This window comes from Streptomyces sp. JK94 (assembly GCF_053613315.1).
The window spans coordinates 39266-55265 of record NZ_JBSICH010000030.1; the positions used below are offsets into that span (position 1 = coordinate 39266).

At 74.9% G+C, this 16000-nt stretch carries 14 protein-coding genes and 1 pseudogene; 5 read left to right on the forward strand and 10 right to left on the reverse strand.

Annotated features, from left to right (window positions below; genetic code table 11):
* Positions 1–86: 86 nt before the first annotated feature.
* The 3 genes and pseudogenes from ACVV2G_RS25015 to ACVV2G_RS25025 form a co-directional block, all read left to right on the forward strand.
* Positions 87–902 (forward strand): SAM-dependent methyltransferase, encoded by an 816-nt coding sequence (locus tag ACVV2G_RS25015; protein ID WP_453845011.1) that lies wholly within the window; start codon positions 87–89, stop codon positions 900–902.
* A 284-nt stretch (positions 903–1186) separates the two neighbouring features.
* Entirely contained in the window at positions 1187–1681 is a 495-nt protein-coding gene (gene narJ / locus ACVV2G_RS25020; RefSeq protein WP_453845012.1) for a nitrate reductase molybdenum cofactor assembly chaperone, read from the forward strand.
* A 16-nt stretch (positions 1682–1697) separates the two neighbouring features.
* Positions 1698–2024, forward strand: a pseudogene (locus ACVV2G_RS25025) (respiratory nitrate reductase subunit gamma); the annotation flags it as partial.
* A gap of 129 nt (positions 2025–2153) precedes the next feature.
* Here the strand turns inward: ACVV2G_RS25025 and ACVV2G_RS25030 are convergent.
* The 3 genes from ACVV2G_RS25030 to ACVV2G_RS25040 form a co-directional block, all read right to left on the reverse strand.
* The gene (locus tag ACVV2G_RS25030) at positions 2154–2579 is read right to left on the reverse strand and encodes an OsmC family peroxiredoxin (RefSeq protein WP_453845013.1); all 426 of its coding nucleotides are present in this window, start codon (positions 2577–2579) and stop codon (positions 2154–2156) included.
* Between the two features lie 338 nt (positions 2580–2917).
* The gene (locus tag ACVV2G_RS25035) at positions 2918–5062 is read right to left on the reverse strand and encodes a phage holin family protein (RefSeq protein WP_453845014.1); all 2145 of its coding nucleotides are present in this window, start codon (positions 5060–5062) and stop codon (positions 2918–2920) included.
* A 116-nt stretch (positions 5063–5178) separates the two neighbouring features.
* Complete coding sequence (locus tag ACVV2G_RS25040) at positions 5179–5580, reverse strand: hypothetical protein (RefSeq protein ID WP_453845015.1); 402 nt, start codon at positions 5578–5580, stop codon at positions 5179–5181.
* 84 nt (positions 5581–5664) lie between these two features.
* Between ACVV2G_RS25040 and ACVV2G_RS25045 the strand changes: the two genes are divergently transcribed.
* Positions 5665–6438 (forward strand): MBL fold metallo-hydrolase, encoded by a 774-nt coding sequence (locus ACVV2G_RS25045; RefSeq protein ID WP_453845016.1) that lies wholly within the window; start codon positions 5665–5667, stop codon positions 6436–6438.
* Positions 6435–7058 (forward strand): DedA family protein, encoded by a 624-nt coding sequence (locus tag ACVV2G_RS25050; protein ID WP_453845017.1) that lies wholly within the window; start codon positions 6435–6437, stop codon positions 7056–7058. The genes ACVV2G_RS25045 and ACVV2G_RS25050 overlap by 4 nt, the downstream gene beginning before the upstream one ends.
* Positions 7059–7329: 271 nt before the next feature.
* Here the strand turns inward: ACVV2G_RS25050 and ACVV2G_RS25055 are convergent, their stop codons facing one another.
* The 7 genes from ACVV2G_RS25055 to ACVV2G_RS25085 form a co-directional block, all read right to left on the reverse strand.
* Positions 7330–8391: an MBL fold metallo-hydrolase gene (locus tag ACVV2G_RS25055; protein ID WP_453845018.1), complete on the reverse strand. Its 1062-nt coding sequence runs from the start codon at positions 8389–8391 to the stop codon at positions 7330–7332.
* Positions 8388–9893, reverse strand: a complete 1506-nt coding sequence (locus ACVV2G_RS25060; RefSeq protein WP_453845042.1) for an aminotransferase class I/II-fold pyridoxal phosphate-dependent enzyme — start codon at positions 9891–9893, stop codon at positions 8388–8390. Before ACVV2G_RS25060 ends, ACVV2G_RS25055 begins: the two co-directional genes overlap by 4 nt.
* A 153-nt stretch (positions 9894–10046) precedes the next feature.
* The gene (locus ACVV2G_RS25065) at positions 10047–10829 is read right to left on the reverse strand and encodes a hypothetical protein (protein WP_453845019.1); all 783 of its coding nucleotides are present in this window, start codon (positions 10827–10829) and stop codon (positions 10047–10049) included.
* A 431-nt stretch (positions 10830–11260) separates the two neighbouring features.
* The gene (locus ACVV2G_RS25070) at positions 11261–12055 is read right to left on the reverse strand and encodes an RNA polymerase sigma factor SigF (RefSeq protein WP_453845020.1); all 795 of its coding nucleotides are present in this window, start codon (positions 12053–12055) and stop codon (positions 11261–11263) included.
* A 380-nt stretch (positions 12056–12435) separates the two neighbouring features.
* A complete protein-coding gene (locus tag ACVV2G_RS25075; RefSeq protein ID WP_453845021.1) occupies positions 12436–12852 on the reverse strand; it encodes a VOC family protein in 417 nt (138 codons plus the stop codon).
* Between the two features lie 10 nt (positions 12853–12862).
* The gene (locus ACVV2G_RS25080) at positions 12863–13285 is read right to left on the reverse strand and encodes a helix-turn-helix transcriptional regulator (RefSeq protein WP_453845022.1); all 423 of its coding nucleotides are present in this window, start codon (positions 13283–13285) and stop codon (positions 12863–12865) included.
* A 70-nt stretch (positions 13286–13355) separates the two neighbouring features.
* Positions 13356–15746, reverse strand: coding sequence for an ATP-binding cassette domain-containing protein (locus ACVV2G_RS25085; protein WP_453845023.1), 2391 nt, complete (start codon positions 15744–15746; stop codon positions 13356–13358).
* Positions 15747–16000: the final 254 nt, after the last annotated feature.

Genomic DNA, 16000 nt, shown 5'->3' on the forward strand with positions numbered 1-16000 from the left:
AGGCCCCAGGCCCCAGGCCCCAGGCCCCAGGCCTCAGGCCCCAGGCCTCAGGCCTCAGGCCTCAGGCCCCGAGGAGACGACACCGCATGACCGGATCCGACGCCCTCCCCGCCCCGCTCGACACCAGCCGGCCGCATCCGGCCCGGGTCTACGACTGGTGGCTGGGCGGCAAGGACAACTACCCGGTGGACGAGGAACTGGCCCGGAGGATCCTCGCCGCGGACGACACGGCCGTCCGGGGGGCCCGCGCCAACCGCCGGTTCATGCACCGGGCCGTCCGGACGCTCGCCGAGGCCGGCATCCGCCAGTTCCTGGACATCGGCACCGGCATTCCCACCGAGCCGAACCTGCACCAGGTGGCGCAGGCCGTGGCCCCCGAGGCGCGGGTGGTCTACGCCGACAACGACCCGATCGTCCTGCGGCACGCGGAGGCGCTGCTGCACGGTTCGGCGGAGGGCTCCACCGACTACGTCCACGCGGACGTCCGGGACCCCGACACGATCCTGCGGCTGGCGGGCGAGTCCCTGGACTTCGGCCGGCCGGTCGCGCTGTCACTGGTGGCCCTGACGCACTACCTCGGCGACGCGGCCGACGGCGACGACGTCCACGGACTGCTGAAGCGGTACGTCGACGCCCTCGCACCCGGCAGTCACCTGGTCCTGTCCCAGGTCACGCCCGATCTGAACCCGGAGGCGGTGGGCCGGGCCGCCGGCCTGTTCGCCCGCAGCGGCACACCGTTCCACCCGCGCCCGCTCGACGAGTTCGCGCGCTTCTTCGACGGCCTGGAGCTGCTGGGCCCCGGCGTCATCCCGGTCGCCGGGTGGCGGCCGGACCCGGAGGACGTGGCGGCCCAGGCGCAGGGCATCGTGCCGGTGTACGCGGGGGTCGCGCGCAAGGCCTGAGCCGCCCCGGCCGGCCCGCCCTGACCCGTACGGTCCCCGCGAACGGGTGCGCTCCCGCGCCCGCCCCTAGGTTCGGTGGTCAGGGCCTGGGCGATCGAGGGAGCGCACGTGACGGACACACGGACACCGCCCACCGGGCCGGGCGCGGTTCTGCCGCGCGCGGGGCGGTTCTTCCGGCCCGGCACCGCCGCGCCCGGCCTGCGCAGGAGGCTGCCGCTGGTGCCGGTGGAGAACTTCCACCTCCTGCACAGGCGGCAGACCGCGGACGACGAGGAGGAGGTCCGATGCCCGGATTCGAGGTGCTGTACCAGGCGGCGGCGCTCTGCCTGACCTATCCCGACGACGACTTCCGCGCCCGGCTGCCCCTGCTGCGCGAGGCCGCGCCCCCACTGCGCGCCTTCACCGACCACGCCGCCGTCACCCCGCAGGACGAACTCCAGGCGCACTACGTGGAGGTCTTCGGCCTCAAGAACCGGCACAGCCTGTACCTGAGCTGGTGGACCGGCGGAGACGCCCGCGACCGCGGGATGTCGCTGGTCCGCTTCATGGAGCTGTACCGCGCCCACGGACTGGAGTTCACCGGCGAGGAGCTGCCCGACTTCCTGCCGGCGGTGCTGGAGTTCGTCTCCCGCACCGGGGACATCGGCATGCTCACCGAACACCGCGACGCCCTGGACCGGCTCCGTACCCGGCTCACCGCCTGCGGCACGCCCTACGCGTGCGTCCTGGACGCCGTGTGCGCCACCCTGCCGCCCGCGTCGGCCGGAGCCCGCCGATGACCCTCCTCCTCCGGGTGTGCCGCCCTACGCCGCCTTCGTCCTGCTGATCGCCGGCCTGCTCCGGCGCCACCGCTACGACCGTTCCGGCCGGACGACGCGGTCTTCCCCGATCCACGGGTCCAGGCTGCTGGACATCGCGTCGCCGGCGTTCCAGCACGGCGTCCCGTTCGTCCTCGTCGCGCTGTTCGTCCCCCAGCCGTGGAGGGACGCGCTCGGCGTGGGCGAACACGCCCACCACCTGCTGTCCCTGTACGGCGGCACGGCGGCCGGGACGCCGGCGGTGGCGGTGGCGGTGGCGGTGGCGGTGGCGGGGATGCTGCCCCTGGTTCACCGGCGTCGCACCAAAGCGCCCGTCCTCGCGCCGGTGCAGCACCTCACCCGGCCGTACGTGGTGTACCGGTCGCGCGGCCCCAGGCAGCTGGGGCCGCGCCCGGACCGGCGGGGCTGGGAACGCGCGGGGCTCCCGACCCGGCTAGGCCAGCTTCGCCGTGAGGGTGATGGTCGTGCCGGTCAGGGCCTGGCTGACCGGGCAGTTCTTCTTGGCGTCCTCGGCGGCGGCGGCGAAGGCGTCGCCGTCGAGGCCGGGGACGGTGCCCTCCACGGTGAGGTGGATGCCCGTGATGCCCTCACCCGGCTGGAAGGTGACGTCGGCCGAGGTGGTGAGCTTGGTGGGCGGGGTGCCGGCGCCGGCCAGGCCGTGCGACAGCGCCATGGAGAAGCAGCTGGAGTGGGCGGCGGCGATCAGCTCCTCGGGGCTGGTCCTGCCGTTCGCCTGCTCGGCGCGCGACGGCCACGACACCGGCTGCTCGCCGATGCCGGACGAGTCGAAGGTGACGACACCCTTGCCCTCGAGCAGGTTGCCTTCCCAGACGGTGTGTGCGGAGCGCGTGGTTGCCACGGCGGGTCCTCTCGAATTCGCTTGCTGTACTGAGGTGGTGGGCTCCCGGGCCCGGGAGCCCACCCCCATCCGATCACACTCCGGCTCAGCTCACCCAGGGGACCTGCCCTCGGGCGGTGAACGCAGCCGCGCAGGGGGACGGGCGGCGCGTGCGGCGCGGGTCACCGGCGATGCGGTCGTGGACTTCCCCGGCGGTCGGACCGGCCGGCTCCGGGTCGTGCAGGAGTCCTCCGGGCACGGTGCCGGCCCGCACCGTGCCCGGGACGGCCGGGCGGCGCGCGTGCCCGGGGCGGCCGGGGCGGCGCCCGTGGCCGGGCGCGGTCCGGCGCGACGCCGCGTCAGGCGCTGTTCTCCCGCACGACCTCCTCCACGACCGGAAACGGTGTGCTGTCGGCGGCCCTGGACCGGGGATCCTCCACGGGCACCTGCGGGCCGTTGGACTCCCGCAGCCAGCGGCGCAGGATGTGGTGGACGTGCTCGGCCCCGACGATCTCCGCGCCCTCGCCGACCGGTGCGGACAGGACGGCCGGCGACAGCAGGAAGGCGCGCGACTGGGCACCGCCGAGTCCGCCGTGGGAGCCGATCTGCTCCTCGAAGGCGAGGACCTCGCCGTCGGCCGGGTCGTGGAAGGAGTTGACCATGATGTCGGCGGTGTGCGGAAAGGAGTGGGTGCGGCGGACGGCGTCGGCGGCACCGGGCCCGAAGGCGGCGAGCGGGCCGGGGTCCTCGTCGAGGCGGTCCAGGGGGATCTCCGCGCCGCGCGCGCCGAGCACCACGCCTCCGTGCCGCTCGCTGCTGACGAGCAGGAAGCCGACGCCGGGGTGATTGGCGAGGGTCGGCAGCAGGGCGGGGTGGCGGGCGTCGATCTCCTCCCTGGTCATCCGGTGCGGCACGTCGGGGAAGGAGACCAGGCCCAGGTTGCCGGAGGCCAGCACGATCGGTTCCGAGCGGCGGCCGGCGGGGGTGTCGGCGGGGCGCTGCTGCTCGGCGCCCTCCTCGACGGGCCGGTGCAGGGCGGCCCGTACGGTGTTGCGGGCCTCGGCTCCGCTTCGGGTGCGCTGCGCCCGGCGCGGCACGGGCAGTCCGCAGCCCGCGCGCACCAGGTCGCCGAGGGTGAGGCCGTAGCGGGCGCGGAAGGTCTCGCCGGGGCTCTGGCCGTGGTCGGACAGGACGACGATCCGGTACTTGCGGGGGGCGTGCTCGGCGACCTTCTCGATCAGGGAGAGGGACCGGTCCAGGCGCTGGAGGACCTTCGCGGCGTCCCGGCCACGCGGTCCGGAGTGGTGCGCCACCTCGTCGTACGCCACCAGGTCGGCGTAAACGGCGGTGCGTCCGGCGAGCATGTCGCCCATCACCGCGGTGACCACGACGTCCCGTTCGACGACGGTCGCGAAGGCGCGGACCAAGGGGTAGAGGCCGCCGCGCGAGACACGCGGGCGGACCTTGTGCACGCGGGCCCGGGTGGACTGGCCGATCTCACGGCCCACCTCGGCGACGAAGGAGAACGCGGTGCGGACGGCGTTGGCCGGGTCGGAGAAGTAGGCGAAGTAGCCGGACCGGGACCGGGTCTCCGGGCTGCGGCGGCGGGTGGCGATGGACAGCACGAGGGCCTGTTCGTCGGCGCCGCCGCCGAACAGGTTGCCGCGGCTGGCGCCGTCGAAGGTGAGCAGCCCGCCGTCGCCGGTGCGCTCGACGGCCCGGCGCTGGAGTTCGGCGGCGCTGGTGGGGCGGTTGCAGACCACGACCTCGCCGCTGTCCTTCTCGTACCAGCGGAAGGCGGGGACGTCGTGGTTGCTGCCGTGCAGGATGCCGAGCTGGCTGGCACCGGTCTGGCTGGACCAGTCCGTGTGCCACACGGCGAGCCGGTGGGTCGCGGACCTGCCGTCGCGGCCCAGCCAGCGGGCGACGGTGGGCATGGCGCCGCTGTCGACGGCGTCCAGCAGCACGTCGTGGCCGACGCCGTCCAGTTGCAGGAAGACGGTGCCGGGCCCGGCCGGGCAGGGCGGGCCGGATCTGCGGCGGCGGTCGGCGAGGCGGTACAGCCGGCGCCGGTAGGCGTCGTCGTCGTGCACGGCCAGGGCGCCGCCGGTGGCGGAGGCGACCGCGGACATGACGGCGGCCACCACGACCGCCGTCTCCGGGGCGACGCCGCCGCTCCCGGCCGGGTTCGCGTCGATCGCGAGGAGCAGCAGCGCGCCGTTGAGGAAGAAGACCAGCAGCCCGAGGACGAGCGCCGGCACCAGGAGCAGCAGCCGGACCATCAGCGGCCACACCAGGGCGGACAGCAGGCCGAAGCCGCCGGCCCCCACCGCGGCGGTGACGGCGATGTCGGTGGCGCTGTCACCGTCGGGCGACTGGAGCCGGAAGTCGGGCAGGATGCCGGCGAGCGCGAGCATGGTGGCGGTGGACACGGCCCACACCGCGGCACTCCGCCCGATCTGACTGGCGACCCGGCGCCAACGCCCTCCACCCACGCTCCGCACACCTCACGTCCCGGCCCGTTTCGGCGCGGGCCTGCCCCACCCTGTCACAACGGTGCTGAGCACCCGTTTGTCCCCCCGGGTCCGGTTCACACACCCCCGCGGCGCCGCGGCGCAGGTCAGCGGCCGTCGTACCCGGCCGTCGGCATCGACAGCCGCCGGTGCACGCACGCCTTCATCCGGGCGTCGTAGGACGGTTCGGCGAGACCGGCCGTCTCGACGCGGACCCCGCGCCGCGCGCACTCCACGGAGAACTCCTCCACCGAGGACAGGGCGCACTCCAGCACCCGGCGGCTGGGCGCCACGAACACGTCGCGTCCGGGCCGGACGCCGTCCCACAGGGCGTCGTGGTCGGGTCGCAGACCGCGCACCAGCAGTTCCCTGGCGACGACGTAGCCGTGCTCCGCGGCCCAGCGGGCACACATGGCGTGCTGGCCGCGGGAATCGACCAGGAAGGGATCGTCGTCCAGCTGCTCCAGCGGCGTCAGACTCGCGATCGCCGTCACTCGTACCAGACCCATGGTGTCCCCCCTCACCTCCCGTTTTCGCCGCCGACCCTACTCCTGGACGTAGGCTTCGGGCAGTCGCGCGAAGGAGGCAAAGAGGTGCCGGTGGAGCTCACCTGGTGGGGTCACGCCACCTGCACGGTCGAGGACTCGGACATACGTGTGCTGACCGACCCGCTGTTCGCCCGCAGACTGGCCCATCTGCGCCGCAGGCGGGGCGCGATGCCGCCGCCGGACGCCTGGCGCGCGGACGTGACGCTGGTGTCCCATCTGCACGCCGACCACCTGCACGTGCCCTCGCTCGCGCGGCTCGCGCCGGGCACGCGCCTGCTCGTGCCCCGGGGCGCACGCCGCTCGGTGCCGGGGCTGCGCCGGCTCGGGCACCTGAGGCTGACCGAGGTGGCCCCCGGCGACGAGACGACCGTCGGGGACCTGCGGATACGGGCGGTGCCCGCGCGGCACGACGGGCGGCGGCTGCCGTTCGGGCCGCGCCGCTCCCCCGCCCTCGGCTACGTCATCGAGGGCGAGGCCCGGACGTACTTCGCCGGGGACACCGGCCTGTTCGACGGCATGGAGAAGGAGGTCGGGCCGGTCGACGCGGCACTGCTGCCGGTGGGCGGATGGGGGCCGTCCCTCGGCGAGGAGCACCTGGACGCGGGCCGGGCGGCCGAGGCGCTGGCCCGGCTGGCCCCGAGCACCGCGGTGCCGGTGCACCACGGCACGTACTGGCCGATCGGGCTGGACGCCGTGCGCCCCCACATGTTCCACACGCCGGGTGACGAGTTCGTGCGCCTGTCGGCGCTGAGCGCGCCGGACGTGTCCGTGCACCGGCTGGGGCACGGCGAGAGCGTGCGGGTGGGGGGCGCGCGGTGAGCTGGCTGGACGCCGCCACGCACTTCCCTGCCGCGCCGGCCCAGCAGGCGTTCGGCTATCCCTCTCTGTTCCTGCTGGTGCTGATCGGGGCGCTGGTGCCGGTGGTGCCGACGGGTGCGCTGGTGAGTTCGGCGGCCGTGGTGGCGATGCATCAGGCACTGCCGTTCTCGATGCTGATGGTGTTCGTGACGGCCTCGCTGGCCGCGTTCTGCGGGGACATGGCGCTGTACTGGCTGGGGCGGCGCGGTGTCGGTTCGAGGAACGGCTCGCGCTGGCTGGAGGCGATCCGGTCCCGGGCGCCCGAGGACCGGCTGGCGCAGGCGCAGCGGAAGCTCGCCGAGCACGACGTCGCCGTGCTGGTGCTGTCCCGGCTGGTGCCGGCGGGGCGGATACCGGTGATGCTGGCCTGTCTCCTGGCCGCGTGGCCGCTGCGCCGGTTCGCCCGGGGCAACCTTCCCGCTTGCCTGGCGTGGGCGGTGACGTACCAGCTGATCGGTGTGCTGAGCGGCGCCCTGTTCGACAAGCCGTGGGAGGGCGTGGCCGCCGCGATCGCGCTGACCGTGCTGGTCAGCGGGGCGCCGAGCGTGTGGCGGCGGCTGCGGGGACCGGCGAAGGCGTAGGCGCCGCACCGGCGCGCGAGGCGGGCGGGGGCGCGGGACGGGGGCGGCGTGGTGCGCGCCCTGCCGCCTGTCGCCCGCGTCCCGTGGCCCGCGTTCCGTCCTCGCGTGCGTGCGCCCCGCGTGCGTGCGTCTCGCGTGCGTGCGTCTCGCACGGGGCGCGGCAGGGGCGCGCGGCGTACGGCGTAGGGCGTACGAGGCCGTGCCGTCGCCGCGTACGCCTCGGTCCACGGCGGCGCCCCTGGCCTCGGACCGTGCCGCCCCGGCCGGGTGGTCACTCCAGCACGCGGGAGCCGCCGACCGGCAGGTCCCACAGGCGCTCCCGGGGCAGGCCCGCGCGCTGCCAGGCGGCCCGCACCCGGGTGAGGGGCTCCAGCACGGGTTCGGCGGACAGGACGAAGGTGCCCCAGTGCATCGGAGCCATCCGCCGGGCGCCGACGTCCTGGGCGGCCCGCACCGCCTCCTCGGGGTCGCAGTGGACGTCCCTGAGCCACCAGCGGGGGTCGTAGGCGCCGATGGGGAGCAGGGCGAGGTCGATGCCGGGGTAGCGGCGGCCGATGCGGCTGAACCAGTGGCCGTACCCGGTGTCGCCGGCGAAGTACACGCGCGTGCCGTCGGGGTCGGTGAGGACCCAGCCGCCCCACAGTGTGCGGCACGTGTCGGTGAGGGTGCGCTTGGACCAGTGGTGGGCCGGCACGAAGTCGAAGCGGACGCCGTTCAGTTCGGCCGCCTCCCACCAGTCCAGCTCGGTGACGCGGGTGAAGCGCCGGCGGTGGAACCAGCGGCCCAGGCCGGCCGGCACGAAGACGGGGGTGTCGCGGGGCAGCCTGCGCAGGGTGGGGGCGTCCAGGTGGTCGTAGTGGTTGTGGCTGATGACGACCGCGTCGACGCGCGGCAGGGCGCTCCAGGGGACGCCGACGGGCGTGACGCGCGCCGGGGTGCCGAGGATGCGGCGGGACCAGACCGGGTCGGTGAGCACGGTGAGTCCGCCCATGTTCACCACCCAGCTCGCGTGTCCCGCCCAGGTCACGGCGACGGTCCCGGCGTCCACGCGGGGCGGTCGGCCGGGGGTGTACGGCAGCCTCGGGATGTCGGCGAGGCCCTCGGGGCCGGGTCTCACCGCGCCCTCGCGGGCGAATCTGGCGCACGCCTTCAGGCCGGGCAGCGGCGTGGTCAGCCGGTCGTGGAAGGTCCGCGGCCACACCCGGTGCTCGGCCAGCGGACGGGGTTCGGCGAGTGGTGGGTCCGGGGGCGCCGACGAGGGCGTGGCCGCCGGCGCGTCGACGTCCTTGACGGACGTGCGGGTACTCGTGGTCGACCGGGGCTGCTGCGTCATCGAGGAGGCTCCCATCGCTGAGCGTCGCGGAGATCGGCGAAGACCGACTGGAGACCGATCAGCGCGCGTTGCACGTGTGGCAGTTCCAACGGGTCGGGGGACATGAGGCACTCAGCGCGCTGCTCGTGTGTACCGCCGGCGAGCAGAGGGCCGGTGGAGATCCGGACGCGAAATGCTTGGAGGTCGTCGCCGAAGCGGTGACCGCCCGGCGCGGGCATGCCGAGGCGGGCGCCGAGGAAGTCCTCCAGTTCCTGGGCGTCGCCGACACCCTGGGCGGCGAGGGCGTCACGCAGCGGGCCGAGGTCGGCGTACAGGTGGCGGCCGGCCTGCGGGGGCCGGGCGGTGGCGCCCGCGGCGACGACGACGGAGTGCAGGGCGGCTGCCACGCGTGCGTGCAGGGCGACGGTGGCCGAGCGGCGGGCGGTGACCGCCTCGGGTTCGGCGAGCGCGTGGCCGGCCGCGGCGGCGACGGGCGCGGCGACGCGGGCGCCGAGTGCGGTGAGCGCGTCCTGCACGCGCGCGTGCAGGCCGTCCCCGGTGGCGGACGCGGGGAAGCGGGCGACGGCGGCCGGCCAGCCCGGCGGCAGCAGCGCGCCGGCCAGGTCGGTGACGACGGTGACCCGTTCGGGCAGCATCTCGGCGGGGCTGAGCAGCACGGTGGCGTGCGGGTCGTGCAGGGTGTCGCGCCAGGTCTCGTCGCTGACCAGGTGGAGTCCCTCGCCGGCCGCGGCCTCGACGGTCTCGTGCAGCAGTTCGGGGGGTGCGACGGTGCCGGTGGGGTCGTCGGCGACGGACAGCACGAGCAGGCGGGGGTCGCCGCCCTCCGCACGGACCCGGCGGACGGTTTCCAGCAGGGCGTACGGATCGGGTACGCCGCCGGACTCCGCCGGTGTCGGGACGTGGAAGACGGGCCGGCCCAGCAGTCGCGCGTACGGCGCCCACCAGGCCGCGCAGGGGCGCGGCACCAGGACGTCGCCGCCGAGCACGGCGGTCAGCGCGAGCAGCAGGGAGTTGGCGCCCGGAGCGGCGGCCACGTGACCGGGGTCGGTGGGCAGGCCGCGCCGGTCCCAGTAACCGCTCGCGGCGGCCAGGAGGGCCCGAGCGCCGCCGACCGGTTCCTCGTGACCGCGGTCGGCCGCGGCGGCGAGGACGGCGGTCAGCTCGGGCAGCACGGGCAGGCCGTCCCCGGGGAGGTGCGGGCCGTAGCGGACGGGGCCGTGTCCTACCGGCTCGTGTCCTTCGCCGTCGCGTCCTTCGCCGTCACGTCCTTCGGGGCTGCCGTGTCGTCTGGAGCCGTGCCGCGCGAGGCCGTGCCGTGCGGAATCGTGTCGTCCGGACCCGTCCCGACCGGACTCGGGAGGCTCGGGTCCGGGTCGTTCGAGTCCGTCCCGTCCAGGGCCGGGTCGTCCGGTGGCACCGTCTTCGGGGCCACGCCCTTGCGGACCGCGCTGCTCGGACTCCTGCCCCCGGGGGTCAGGCCCTTCGGGGTCCGTCCGCCGCATGCGTGCCTCCGCGCAGTCCGTGGTGCCGTGTGCCGTCGTCGCCGGCCAGGTGCCCTGCTTGCCCTGTCGTTGCTCCCAGTACCCACCGCGGCGCCCTGCCATGGCTGTGGTGCGGGTCGCGCCGATCACAGGCGGGCCGGCGGCGGTGCGGGGTCAGCGGTGCCCGGTGTCGCCGCGCGGCCGGAGCCGCAGCCGGTGTGCGGCCGCGGCGCCCGCGCCCGCGAGCAGCAGGCCACCGGCGACCAGGGCGGGCGTCGAGTCGGTGAAGGCACCGCCCGCGCCGGCCCGCACGCCGTGTTCCACGGCCGCGCCACCACAGGGCTTCTTCGCGGAGGTTCCGCCGGGCGGCGCGACGGGTTCGGGGCAGGCCGGCTCGGTGGCACAGGAGGCACCGCGCGCGGGAGCCTCGCCCGGGGCCGGAGCCTCACGGTGCGCGGGAGCCCCGTCCGGCACCGGGGCCCCGCCCGGCACCGGGGCCTCGCCGTGCGGGGCGGGCTCGGGGCACGGGGGTGCGCCCGCGGCGCTCCCCTCCTCCGGCTCCGGCACGGTCGTCGTCGTACTCCAGGAGCCGCCCTCGCCGCCGGAATCCTCCGGGCAGGCGCCGTCGACGGTCCACGCGTCCTCGCCGCCCACTCCGTCCGTGGGGCCGGCGTCCATGAGGTCCTCGGCGTCCGTGGGCTCCTCGGCGTCCTCGGCCGCGGCTGTGCGCACGGTGCCGCGGTAGGCGGGACCGGACGCCGACCCGTCGTCGGCCACCACCTCGCGCAGGGCCGTGGTGCCCTCGTCGATGGCCGGTGAGACGGCGTCCGGGGGTGCGGGCACGGACCCACCGGTGGGGGCGCAGGAGACGGAGACGGTCACCGTGCCAGCCCGCGCGACGTCGGCCGGGCCGGCCTCGGCGACGGGTTCGCCGGCACCGGCGGGCGGAGCGGGCACGCCGGGAACGGCGGGCGGCACAGGCGCACCGGGACCGACGGGCGCCGTGGGCGCACCCGGCGCGACAGGCGGGGATGGCGCACCCGGCGCGACGGGCGGGGACGGCGTGCCCGGCGCGACGGGCGGGGACGGCGCTCGGGGTTCGGCCGGCGGCGAGGGCACGCCGGGTTCGGCCGAGACGGGCCCCGTGCAGACGCCGAGGGCGGCGCCGGCCAGGACGGCGGCGGACAGGGCACGGGCGGTGCGGCGCATGGGGGCGGGCTCCTTCGAGCGACGGCTGCGGAGGGCACGGCACACGCGCGCCCCTGCGGCCATCACAGCCCGCGCGGCACACCCGCGCGCGCCGCCGTGCGCCGTTCGCGGGAACGAGGCGCCCGAGCGGGTGAGTGCCGGGTTTCGGACCCGGCGCCGCCGGTCCAGTCCCCGCCGGTTCAGCCGGCCGGGTCCCGCAGCACCTGCTCCCGCACCCGGTCGCAGCACCGGCTGATCAGCCGGGAGACGTGCATCTGGGAGATGCCGAGCTGTTCGGCGATGCGGCTCTGGGTCATGTCGTCGAAGAAACGCATGTAGAGGATGGCCCGTTCCCGCTCGGGCAGGGCGGCCAGGCGGTCCTTGACGGCCTCGCGGTCGACGACCGTGTCGAGGGCCGGGTCGGGGCCGCCGAGTGCGTCGCCGAGCGAGTATCCGTCCTCGCCGCCGGACACTTCGGCGTCCAGGGACAGGGCCGTGAAGCTCTCCAGGGCCTCCTGCCCCGCCCGGACGTCCTCCTCGCTCAGGTCGGCGTGCTCGGCGATCTCGGCGACGGTGGGCCTGCGGCCCGGGATCGTTTGGGACAGTTCCTGGCCGGCGAAGCGCACGCGGTTGCGCAGATCCTGGACCCGGCGCGGCACGTGCAGGGTCCACATGTGGTCGCGGAAGTGGCGCTTGATCTCGCCGGTGATCGTCGGCACGGCGTAGCTCTCGAAGGCGTTGCCGCGCTCGGGGTCGTACCGGTCGACGGCCTTGACCAGGCCGAGGGCGGCGACCTGGCGCAGGTCCTCGTAGCTCTCGCCGCGACTGCGGAACCGTCCCGCGAGCCGTTCCGCCATGGGCAGCCAGGCCTCGACGATCCGGTCGCGGACCGCCTCGCGTTCCGGGCCGTCGGGCAGAGCGGTGAGCCGGCGGAAGGCGTCGGCCGTGTCGGGGGCGTCGTCGTGCGGGTGCCTCACGCTGGCGTGGATCGGCATGTGCGTCGCAACTCCCTCGGAGCGCGGGGTCCGGTCGGCGCGCCGGGTGCCGGCCCCGGCGCGGTACGGCACCCGGGGAGCGCCTGCGACCCCCTGGGTGCGGGGCGGGCGCCGGTACGACGACCCGGCCCTCGGTCGGGCGGTCACCGTGGGAGGGCGTCCGGCGTACGGACGGACGCGCCCGTGACGGCGTCGCGCCGCTCCCACGGACGTGCCTCCTGTCCGAAGCACTGACCTGCGCCTGCCCACCGGCGCCCCCGTCAAACACACGGATGTCGTGCCCGTGCGGAGCACGGGTTCAAGGCGACGGCGCGGCGGCTCCGGCCGGGGCAGGACAGGGGTGGAGGACGAGGGCCGGGCGGGCGGCCCGACCCGGGGGGTCACCGTTCGCGCGGCCGGCTGAAGCGCAGCATGTTGCCGGACGGGTCACGGAAGGCGCAGTCGCGGACGCCGTAGGGCTGGTCCACCGGCTCCTGGAGGACTTCGGCGCCCGCGGCGCGGACGCGTTCGAAGGTGGCGTCGACGTCGTCGGTGGTGAAGATGACGCCGCGCAGCATGCCCTTCGCCAGCAGTTCGGCCATGGCCTTGCGGTCGGCGTCCGAGGCGTTCGGGTCGGCGAGCGGGGGCTCGAGGACGATGTCCACGGCGGGCTGGGCCGGCGAGCCGACGGTCACCCAGCGCATCCCCTCGAAGCCGACGTCGTTGCGCACCTCCAGTCCGAGTACGTCCCGGTAGAAGGCGAGCGCCTTGTCGTGGTCGTCGACGGCGATGAAGCACTGCGAGAGGCTGATGTCCATGCGTCGCACGCTACGGGCGGCCCGGCGGCTTCGCTTCTCCGTTCCTGACCGGTCGCGTGTAGATCTTGGCGACGCAGGCCGGGATGTCGGCGCCGTCGGCATGGTCGCGGGCCCGGTAGGCGCTCGGGCTCTCGCCGACCAGTTCGGTGAAGCGCGCGCTGAAGGACCCGAGCGAGGTGCAGCCGACCTCGAAGCAGACCTCGGTCACGCTCAGGTCGCCGCGTCGCAGCAGCGCCTTGGCCCGCTCGATCCGGCGGGTCATCAGGTAGCTGTACGGCGTCTCGCCGTAGGCCGCGCGGAAGCTGCGGGAGAAGTGGCCCGCCGACATGAGGGCGACGCGTGCCAGCGCCGGAACGTCGAGCGGCTTCGCGTAGTCGCGGTCCATCAGGTCGCGGGCCCGGCGCAGCCGGGCCAGGTCCTCCAGCGTCGTCACCCCACCACGATCCCACAGCGCCGGACACCACCGGTGCCGGCCACCGGCGCCGCGGGATCGCGGTCGCGGGTCAGGCGCCGACGTAGGCGGCGAGGTGCTCGCCGGTGAGGGTGGAGCGGCCGGCGACGAGGTCGGCGGGGGTGCCCTCGAAGACGATCCGGCCGCCGTCGTGGCCGGCGCCGGGGCCCAGGTCGATGATCCAGTCGGCGTGCGCCATGACCGCCTGGTGGTGCTCGATGACGATGACCGACTTGCCCGAGTCGACCAGCCGGTCGAGCAGGCCGAGCAACTGCTCGACGTCGGCGAGGTGCAGGCCGGTGGTGGGCTCGTCGAGGACGTACACGCCGCCCTTCTCGCCCATGTGCGTGGCCAGCTTCAGCCGCTGCCGCTCGCCGCCCGAGAGCGTGGTGAGCGGCTGCCCGAGGGTGAGGTAGCCGAGCCCGACGTCGTCGAGCCGCTCCAGGATCCTGTGGGCGGCCGGGGTGCGGGCCTCGCCGGCACCGAAGAACTCCTCGGCCCGGGCCACCGACATCGCGAGCACCTCGCTGATGTCCCGGCCGCCGAGGCGGTACTCCAGCACCGAGGGCTGGAACCGCTTGCCCTCGCAGTCCTCGCAGGGAGCGGCGACGCCCGCCATCATGGCCAGGTCGGTGTAGATGACGCCGGCGCCGTTGCAGGTGGGGCAGGCGCCCTCGGAGTTGGCGCTGAACAGGGCCGGCTTCACTCCGTTGGCCTTGGCGAAGGCCTTGCGGATCGGTTCGAGCAGCCCGGTGTACGTCGCCGGGTTGCTGCGCCGGGAGCCCTTGACGGGGCTCTGGTCGACCGAGACGACGTCCGCGCCGGCGGGGATCGAGCCGTGGATCAGGGAGCTCTTGCCGGAGCCCGCCACGCCGGTGACCACGCAGAGCACGCCGAGCGGGACGTCGACGTCGACGCCCTGGAGGTTGTGCCGCGTGGCGTCGCGGATCTCCAGGGTCCCGGTGGGTTCGCGGACGGTCTTCTTGAGGGAGGCCCGGTCGTCGAGGTGGCGGCCGGTGACGGTGCCGGCGGCCCGCAGTTCCTCGACGGTGCCCTCGAAGCAGACGGTGCCGCCCGCCGTGCCGGCACCGGGGCCGAGGTCGACGACGTGGTCGGCGATCGCGATGGTCTCCGGCTTGTGCTCGACGACGAGGACGGTGTTGCCCTTGTCCCGCAGTCGCAGGAGCAGGTCGTTCATCCGCTGGATGTCGTGGGGGTGCAGGCCGATGGTGGGCTCGTCGAAGACGTACGTGGTGTCGGTGAGCGAGGAGCCCAGGTGGCGGATCATCTTGACGCGCTGGGCCTCGCCGCCCGACAGCGTGCCCGCCGCACGCTCGAGCGAGAGGTAGCCGAGGCCGATCTCCACGAACGAGTCGAGGGTGTCCCGCAGCGCGCTGAGCAGCGGCGCCACCGACGGCTCGTCGAGTCCGCGGACCCATGCGGCCAGGTCGCGGATCTCCATCGCGCAGGCGTCGGCGATGGAGAGCTTCCCGATCCGCGACGACCGGGCGCCCTCGCTGAGCCGGGTGCCGTCGCACTCGGGGCAGGTCGTGAAGGTGACGGCCCGTTCGACGAAGGCCCGGACGTGCGGCTGCATCGCCTCCTTGTCCTTGGACAGGAAGGACTTCTGGATCTTCGGGATCAGGCCCTCGTAGGTGAGGTTGACGCCGTTGACCTTGACCTTGACCGGCTCGCCGTGGAGGAAGTCCCGCAGCTCCTGCTCGGTGTACTCGCGGATCGGCTTGTCGGGGTCGACGAAGCCCGACTGGGCGTAGGTCTGGACGGTCCACTGGCTGTCCGACTTCCAGCCGGGGATGGTGAAGGCACCCTCGGCGAGCGACTTGGAGTCGTCGTAGAGCTGGGTGAGGTCGATGTCGGAGACCGTGCCCCGGCCCTCGCAGTGCGTGCACATGCCGCCGGTGCGCTCGTAGGTTGCCTTCGTGACCTTCTTGTTGCCGCGCTCGACGGTGATCGCGCCGCTCGCCCGGACCGAGGCGGTGTTGAAGGAGTACGCGCTGGGCGGGCCGATGTGCGGGTCGCCGAGCCGGCTGAAGAGGATGCGCAGCATCGCGTTGACGTCGGTGGCGGTGCCGACCGTGGAGCGGGGGTCGGCGCCCAGCCGCTGCTGGTCCACGATGATCGCGGTGGTGAGGCCGTCCAGGACGTCGACCTCGGGCCGGGCCAGGGACGGCATGAATCCCTGCACGAAGGCGCTGTAGGTCTCGTTGATCAGGCGCTGCGACTCGGCGGCGATCGTGTTGAACACCAGTGAGCTCTTGCCCGAGCCGGAGACGCCGGTGAAGACCGTCAGCCGGCGCTTCGGGATCTCGATGCTGACGTCCTTGAGGTTGTTCTCGCGGGCGCCGTGCACACGGATCATGTCGTGGCTGTCGGCGACGTGCGGCACGGCGGGCCGCGCGTCGCTTCTCTTGGCGCTGCTCATCGGGTCTCCTCCGTCGGGCGGGTCGGCAGTGACACGCTAGACGGGGGCCGGTGGCTCCCGCTTCTCGATTACTGATCCGTCGGGACGCCGCGGCCGGCCCGGTCTCCCGGGACGGCGGGGCGGTGTCCGGAAGCAACAGTTCCTCATGGCGGCCCGGGGCCGGCACCACGCCGGGCATGAGGACCGGGACGACCACGGCGAGCAGCACCGCCATGATCCGTCCTTCCCGAGAAGGGGTGGGCGCGGGGGGTGGT

What these genes read in the sequence shown, in the direction of transcription:
- ACVV2G_RS25015 (WP_453845011.1), top strand. Translation starts at nt 87, where the DNA reads ATGACCGGATCCGACGCCCTCCCCGCCCCGCTCGACACCAGCCGGCCG.
- narJ (WP_453845012.1), top strand. Translation starts at nt 1,187, where the DNA reads ATGCCCGGATTCGAGGTGCTGTACCAGGCGGCGGCGCTCTGCCTGACC.
- ACVV2G_RS25040 (WP_453845015.1), bottom strand. Translation starts at nt 5,580, where the DNA reads ATGGGTCTGGTACGAGTGACGGCGATCGCGAGTCTGACGCCGCTGGAG.
- ACVV2G_RS25055 (WP_453845018.1), bottom strand. Translation starts at nt 8,391, where the DNA reads ATGACGCAGCAGCCCCGGTCGACCACGAGTACCCGCACGTCCGTCAAG.
- ACVV2G_RS25060 (WP_453845042.1), bottom strand. Translation starts at nt 9,893, where the DNA reads ATGCGGCGGACGGACCCCGAAGGGCCTGACCCCCGGGGGCAGGAGTCC.
- ACVV2G_RS25070 (WP_453845020.1), bottom strand. Translation starts at nt 12,055, where the DNA reads ATGCCGATCCACGCCAGCGTGAGGCACCCGCACGACGACGCCCCCGAC.
- ACVV2G_RS25075 (WP_453845021.1), bottom strand. Translation starts at nt 12,852, where the DNA reads ATGGACATCAGCCTCTCGCAGTGCTTCATCGCCGTCGACGACCACGAC.
- ACVV2G_RS25085 (WP_453845023.1), bottom strand. Translation starts at nt 15,746, where the DNA reads ATGAGCAGCGCCAAGAGAAGCGACGCGCGGCCCGCCGTGCCGCACGTC.